6 protein-coding genes and 1 tRNA gene are annotated in these 6,115 nt (G+C 62.0%); 6 read left to right on the top strand and 1 reads right to left on the bottom strand.

The window, feature by feature from the left end; translation table 11 throughout:
• The 4 genes from CS919_RS03065 to CS919_RS03050 form a co-directional block, all read left to right on the top strand.
• Positions 1-522, top strand: a 522-nt coding sequence (locus CS919_RS03065; RefSeq protein ID WP_234990778.1) for a thiamine pyrophosphate-dependent enzyme, incomplete at its 5' end; no start/stop codon positions are given.
• Positions 519-980, top strand: a complete 462-nt coding sequence (locus tag CS919_RS03060) for a DUF3592 domain-containing protein (protein ID WP_099298012.1) — start codon at positions 519-521, stop codon at positions 978-980. The genes CS919_RS03065 and CS919_RS03060, both read left to right, overlap by 4 nt.
• 53 nt (positions 981-1,033) lie before the next feature.
• Positions 1,034-2,362 (top strand): glycosyltransferase family 4 protein, encoded by a 1,329-nt coding sequence (locus tag CS919_RS03055; RefSeq protein ID WP_099298011.1) that lies wholly within the window; start codon positions 1,034-1,036, stop codon positions 2,360-2,362.
• 71 nt (positions 2,363-2,433) lie between these two features.
• Positions 2,434-3,129 carry a demethylmenaquinone methyltransferase gene (locus tag CS919_RS03050; protein WP_099298010.1) on the top strand — a complete coding sequence of 232 codons (696 nt, stop codon included), beginning with the start codon at positions 2,434-2,436 and terminating at the stop codon, positions 3,127-3,129.
• Here the strand turns inward: CS919_RS03050 and CS919_RS03045 are convergent.
• Positions 3,126-4,454, bottom strand: a complete 1,329-nt coding sequence (locus CS919_RS03045; RefSeq protein ID WP_234990775.1) for a geranylgeranyl reductase family protein — start codon at positions 4,452-4,454, stop codon at positions 3,126-3,128. The two genes, CS919_RS03050 and CS919_RS03045, sit on opposite strands and share 4 nt — an antisense overlap.
• A 276-nt stretch (positions 4,455-4,730) precedes the next feature.
• Between CS919_RS03045 and CS919_RS03040 the strand changes: the two genes are divergently transcribed.
• A complete protein-coding gene (locus CS919_RS03040) occupies positions 4,731-5,750 on the top strand; it encodes a polyprenyl synthetase family protein (RefSeq protein ID WP_099298045.1) in 1,020 nt (339 codons plus the stop codon).
• A gap of 145 nt (positions 5,751-5,895) precedes the next feature.
• Positions 5,896-5,977: transfer RNA gene (locus CS919_RS03035), tRNA-Tyr, on the top strand.
• Positions 5,978-6,115: the final 138 nt, after the last annotated feature.

Raw genomic sequence — 6,115 nt, 5'->3', positions numbered from 1 at the left:
GTGCGAACCCTCGCCAGCCGTGGTGCCGCGGGGATCGACGGCACGTTGTCCACCGCCATCGGCGTGGCCATGGCCCATGCCTCCGCTGACCCGACGGCCGTGCGCGCCCCACGCACGGTGGCGTTGGTCGGCGACCTCACGTTCTTGCATGACGCCGGCGCGTTGAACATCGGTCAGATGGAACGGCGCCCGGAAAACCTCCTGATCGTGGTAGTTAACGACGCCGGAGGTGCCATCTTCGAAGGCCTCGAGCCCGGCCAAGAAAACCTGCGCACCTTCGGCGACGGCACCTCCGCCTTCGAGCGCGTATTCGCCACTCCAGTCTCTGTGGACATCCGCTCCCTGTGCGATGCCTACGATACCGACTACCAGCAGACCTCGACAGCCATGGAACTGCTCGAAGCCATCCAGTCTCACGCCGAGCAACCACCCGTGGGCATTACGGTGGTGGAAGCGCGGGTGGACAGAGGTTGGCGTCGAGAAATGGAAGAAAAGATCAACCACGTGGTGGCGCCATCATGACCCCCACGCCCGCGCAGCAACGGCGGCCATTCCGGCGAGCGAAACAACTGGTCATCGGGTTGACCGCGTTCATGATTCTGGTGTGCGCCGGAATGGTGGTTACGGCGGTGATTGATGACATGTCCATCGCCAAGGACCGACGGACTGCAGTGGCGGAAGTTATCGACGTGGGAAAGCTGCGCACAGCCGTTCGCTTCCGCGAGGAAGACGGAACGTATCACCAGCCTGCGACAGGACTGAAGTATCCGACGGGCTTGGAAGTGGGGGAGAGCGTGCGCGTGGAATACAGCGCCAGTGATCCCGCCAACGTGAAGGTTGCAGGGCGCTCGTGGACGCTGTCTGTGATTCCGGCACTGTCCTCGCTGCTGGTGGCGCTGTTGCTCTCCGCCGTATTGATGGGCGCGATTCTGGCGCTGGAAAAGCGAAAAGTTACCTTGAGTTCAGAATCAGTTGACTGATACTTAATATTCCAGCAACCAGCAGGAGAGATTGGGAGGAGATACTTACACGCATGCGAGTTGCCATCGTTGCTGAAAGCTTCCTCCCCAACGTCAACGGAGTGGTGAACTCCGTCCTGCGCGTACTGGAATATCTGCGCAGGGAGGGGCACGAGGCCATCGTCATCGCGCCGGGAGCGCGAGACCATCAAGAAGAGATCTTCACCTACGAAGGTTTCCGCATCGTGCGCGTGCCCACCGTGGAAGTGCCTGGCATTAACTCACTGCCCATCGGCGTTCCACTTCCCGTGGTGCTCACCGAGCTCAGCCGCTTCCGTCCCGATGTGGTGCACCTGGCCAGCCCCTTCGTGCTGGGTGGCGCGGGAGCCTTCGCCGCTAAGACTCTGAACATCCCGTGCGTGGCGATCTTCCAGACGGACGTGGCGGGCTTTGCGAACAACTACAAGCTCAAGGCCATGGCCAACGTGGCGTGGCAGTGGACCCGTACCCTGCACAACCAGTGCGCGCTGACCCTCGCGCCGAGCTCGCAGACCCTCGCCGAGCTGGAAGAACACGGCATCCGCAACATTCACCACTGGGGACGTGGCGTGGATACCGAGCGATTCCACCCCTCCAACCGCAGCGAGAAGCTGCGCGAAACTTGGCTACGTGAAGGAGAGCGTCTGCGTCGCGAGCACGGACAGACATCCAACGTTCCCGTGATGGAGCGTCGCGTGGTTGGTTTTGTGGGGCGCTTGGCCGCAGAAAAGTCTGTAATCCGCATGGCTGCGCTCAATGACCGCGACGATGTGCAACTGGTCATCGTGGGCGACGGTCCAGAAATGGCAGTGCTCAAGGAAGCGATGCCTACCGCAATCTTCACCGGCGGCCAGTACGGCAGTGACCTGCCCAAGGCATTCGCCAGCCTGGATGTGTTCGTACACACCGGACAGTTTGAAACCTTCTGCCAAGCAGTACAGGAGGCGCACGCGTCTGGTGTTCCGGCCATCGCTCCTGCTGCAGGCGGTCCCGTGGACCTGATTACCCCAGGATTCAACGGCTACCTGCTTGAAGTGGATAGCTTTGAGCGCGATCTGCCCGGAGCCATCGATTCCATCCTCGAGGTAGGCCTGGCCACCATGAAGGCACAGTCTTTCAACACAGTCCAAGGTAAGTCCTGGAACGGCTTGTGCGAGCAGCTGATGGACTACTACCTGACTGCGATGGGGAGCACACAGCGCCGAATGCTTTCCAGTAAGAAGCTGGCAGACCGCCAAGCCCAGCGCGCGGAGCTTTCCCGCTCCGCTCAGAACCGCCAGCGCACCGCGGTATCCCACAGCCAGCGTGCACCACAGAGCTCCGCGGAACAACACAGCACCTCGCAGCGCCTGGCCACCCGCTAAGCAGCGCCTGTCCCGAGTTTTTCAACGGCGCTTAAGGCATTGCAGTTGGTGGGGCACTAGAGTGGACAACTGTGTCACGGGCCAGTCTGGAAAAGAAACCGCACGATGTTGCGAGGATGTTCGACCAAGTAGGGAAGAACTACGACATCACCAATACCGTCTTGAGCTTTGGCCAAGACAGGTACTGGCGCAAGCGCACCCGGCGCCGCTTGGATCTCAAGCCCGGCGATAAGGTCCTAGACCTCGCCGCGGGCACGGGCGTGTCCACCGAGGAATTCACCAAGTCCGGCGCATACTGCGTGGCCTGCGACTTTTCGCGAGGCATGCTGCACGCGGGACTCAGCCGCGGCCTACCGATGGTCTGCGGTGATGGCACTCAATTGCCCTTCGCAGACAACACCTTCGATGCCGTCACCATCAACTACGGCCTGCGCAACATCGTGGACTACAAGGCTGGCCTGCGCGAAATGGCTCGCGTCACCAAGCCCGGCGGCACCCTCGTCATCGGTGAGTTCTCCACACCCGTGGTGCCGCTGTTCTCCACGATCTACAAGGAATACTTGATGCGCGCCCTGCCACAGGTTGCCCGCGTAGTCAGCTCAAACCCGGAGGCATACATCTACCTCGCGGAATCCATCCGCGCCTGGCCAGACCAGGAAGAACTCGCCGCCCAGATCAACGCCAACGGCTGGGAAAATGCCGGATGGCAAAACCTCACCGGAGGCATCGTAGCGCTGCACGCGGCCACCAAGCCTGTCGAGGCCTAGCGGGTCGGCTGTCCAAACAGCGGGCGGGAATCAGCGGCCAACAGCCGGTCTGCACCGCGAGACAATCCGCCCGCAGCGCGCCACGCGCGAGCCGTCAGGTCCGAATCCTCCGGCGAGACAAGGTTGCCCATCAACCGCGCCGCCGCGCCCATCATCTGATTGGCCACGGGTCCGCGCATCCCCAGCGGCCCCACAGCGCTCAACAGCCCTGGCATGGTCAGCACGATCGCCAAGCGGCGCGCCAAACTAAACGCCGTGCCATAGTGCTCACGCAGCACGTTCGGCCACACATAGCGCAGACCGTCCGGATTCCGCGCGGCATCGGGGAGAAGCTGCACCACCAACCGGGCAGCCTCCAACGCGTAATCGATTCCCTCGCCATTGAGAGGGTTGACCAGTGCAGCTGAATCGCCGATCGTGGCCCAATTGACTCCAGAGACTCGTGAAACTGCCCCTCCCATGGGCAGCAAAGCACTCTTGACCAGCTCTGGCTCGCCGCACTGCCACTCGCCGCGAATCTGCGTGGCGTACTGCTCCAACAGCTTCTTCGTGTTCACCTTCGCTGGACGCGCACTGGTGGCTAGCGCGCCACAGCCCAGGTTCGCGCGATCCGCGCCCAGTGGGAAGACCCATCCATAACCGGGCTGAGCCACCCCCTGATCGTCGCGCAGCTCCAGATGAGAATGGATCCACGGCTCATCGCCCCGCGAAGTGCTCACATAACTGCGGGCAGCCACCCCGTGGACCAACTCTCGTAGCCACTGCACGCCCACCTGCCGGGCGATGCCGTTGCGCACCCCCTCGGCCAGCAAGAAGTGCCTTCCGCGCACCACCACGGATTCACCGGAAGATCTCGTCCCGGAAAGCTCGCGGATGCTGTGGGACGTATCGAGTGTGGCGTCGGACAACTTCAACCCACCCACAAAACGAGCGCCCGCACGCACAGCATGCTGAAGAAGTGCCAAGTCCAGCTCTGAACGCGGAATCGCCGAACCACGCGTGGGGAACGCCCCCGTAGCCGGCCACGCTGCCGTGATCGACCCACCGAAACCGTGCAGCTTCAGGCCCTGAATCTCCGGGTGACCGTCCAAAAGATGTTCCGCATCCATCTCCTGCAGTGCCTTGACCGCCCGCGGAGTCAGGCCATCACCGCACGTCTTATCGCGCCCCTGGCCGGGTTGCTCCGCCGACCCCAAGTCAACATCCGCCATGTCCACAATCAGCGCGTCCAACCCCGCACGGGCACACCAAAAACCCGCAGCAGAACCGGCGGGGCCAGCGCCCACGATGAGGACGTCGGCACAAAGAACAGAAGAGGAATTCATCGCTGACCATTGTCGCATGCCCAACGCGCGTTACCCGCACACACGGGTCCGCAACCTGCCGCCGGTCGCCGATTGTTATTCCCAGATGCACACCTCACGCACTGTCTCGGCTAAGGTATCCGTTGATGAGGTGTGATGTCTGCACACGTGAGAAGAACCCTAAAGCAGGGACCCTGGCACCACCCAGACAACGCGCCACCATCGCCCCGACCACGGCAAACGCCACGACGAAAACGATTGTGACCGTAGAAGATTGTGACAAAGCTGACCACTGATATGGCAAGCATCCACAGCGCAGAAGCGAAAGCTCCGGTGGCTCCCGATCTGAGCAACCCAGAGCTCAATGCAGCTCTGACGGAGGGTATGCAGCGCGCGGAAACTCTTCTGCTCGGAGAGCTCAAGCAGGGCGAAACGTTCCTCACGGACAAAATCAGCCATCTTGCCGAGGCAGGCGGGAAGCGTTTCCGCGTGGTGTTTGCACTGCTCGCAAGCCAGTTTGGCCCGCGCGCGATGTCCGAGGAAGTGGTTCAGGCGTCGGTAGTGGTGGAGCTGACGCACCTGGCCACGCTCTATCACGATGACGTGATGGACGAGGCCGACCGCCGCCGCGGAGCGCAATCAGCCAACGCGCGGTGGAACAATTCCATCGCCATTCTGGCCGGCGATTACCTGTTCGCCGTGGCATCCAAGATCATGGCGCACCTGGGAACGGACACCACCGCGCACTTCGCGGAGGCTTTCCAGGAGCTGGTGACGGGGCAGATGCGCGAGACCGTGGGGGCGGCCGAGGGTGAGGATGCCATCGATCACTACATGACCGTGATTCAGGAAAAGACCGGCGTGCTGATCGCCTCCGCTGGCTACCTGGGCTCATTGCACGCGGGAGCCTCCAGGGACGATGTGCTGGCCCTGCAGCGCTTCGGTCGCAACATGGGTCAGGTGTTCCAGATCGTGGATGACATCATCGATATCTGGTCTGACCCGGAGGAGTCCGGCAAGACCCCGGGTACGGATCTGCGCGAGGGCGTGTTCACACTGCCTGTGTTGTACGCGATGCAGCAGGACGATGCGGTAGGCCAGCGTCTGCGGGAGATCCTCACCGGCCCTGTCACCGATGATGCGCTCGTGGAGGAGTCTTTGGACTTGATCCGCCAGTCCAGTGGCCGGCAGCGGGCGTTGGAGGACGTGGAGCGCTACCGTGCCCTCGCGGAGGAGGAGTTGGATCGTCTTCCTCAAATCGACGCAAACTCCGCCCTGCGCGAGCTCATCAATTACTCCCTGCAGCGGCTGGGATAAGCAGGGCGTTCGCGCACTGTTGCGGTGTGAGGTTGGCCTGGTGAACCGGTGCCGGACTGACCTGTTGAACCGGTAGTTGATCTGCTGATTTGCCTAAACATATGGTGCTCGTAGTAGAGTTACCTCCGCACCAGAGATGGTGCACGCCAGATTGCCCGAGCGGCCAAAGGGAGCGGATTGTAAATCCGTCGGCTATGCCTACGTTGGTTCGAATCCATCATCTGGCACAGCACGAAACCCCAAGGACTTTTTTTAGCCCTTGGGGTTTTGTGCTGTCTGGGGGAGGAGCGGGCCGAGTTTGCACAACGATCCCCCGGGACTGCCACGCACACCCCGGGATTTCCCCCGCTGACGTGCCGATTTGT

The organism is Corynebacterium dentalis (assembly GCF_900232865.1).
Lineage (GTDB): Bacteria > Actinomycetota > Actinomycetes > Mycobacteriales > Mycobacteriaceae > Corynebacterium > Corynebacterium dentalis.
Note: the sequence above shows the minus strand (reverse complement) of the source record. Positions and strands in the feature narration are given on the sequence as shown.